The 566-nt window shown below is 30.9% G+C and carries 1 protein-coding gene; it reads left to right on the top strand.

Annotated elements, in window-relative coordinates; all coding sequences use genetic code 11:
* Positions 1-181: 181 nt before the first annotated feature.
* Positions 182-566: cold-shock protein (locus J7338_RS20585; protein WP_210798834.1), on the top strand; the 385-nt coding region annotated here is incomplete at its 3' end.

The following is a 566-nucleotide window of genomic DNA, read 5'->3' as shown; positions in this document are numbered from 1 at the left end:
ACCAGAAGTCCAAATATTTAGATATCTTTGAGAAAAATTGCTTAGCAAATTTAGATGAATTGAGTGAATGAAATATAACTTTTGAATGAGTTTATTATATTATAACAACATGATTTGTTTAATTTTAACAGTGGCACTAAGTGAAAATTGTTACGCTTAACCATATATACAGGAATCAGTAGTGAAAGGAAAAGTAGTATCTTACGTACGAAATAAAAAATTTGGCTTTGTTAATGGGGATGATGGAGAAAGTTATTTCCTCCATTTTTCTACCTTACTCAATAAAGCAGATGAAAATAAGTTAATTAAAGGTGTTGTGATTGAATTTGATCCAACTCCAAGCCCTAAAGGATTAGCAGCTAAAAAAGTTAAAGTTCCAGAGGTCTTTTTTAAAGATCAACTTGTCAGTTTTTTCACAAGCAAAAACAATCAACCAAAGCATGGTAAAGTTGAACTGCGAAACACGATAAATACTCGCTTTTTTAAAGATCCTAACAAAGGCCGTGAGCATATAACAAAGCTAGCAAAAGAAGCTGGTTACAATGCAATATTAAATTTAGGCTTTG

It is taken from the genome of Pseudoalteromonas ostreae, from assembly GCF_018069805.1.
Classification (GTDB): Bacteria; Pseudomonadota; Gammaproteobacteria; order Enterobacterales; family Alteromonadaceae; genus Pseudoalteromonas; species Pseudoalteromonas ostreae.
The sequence above is the reverse complement of the archived record's forward strand: the minus strand, read 5'-3'. Positions and strand labels throughout refer to the sequence as shown.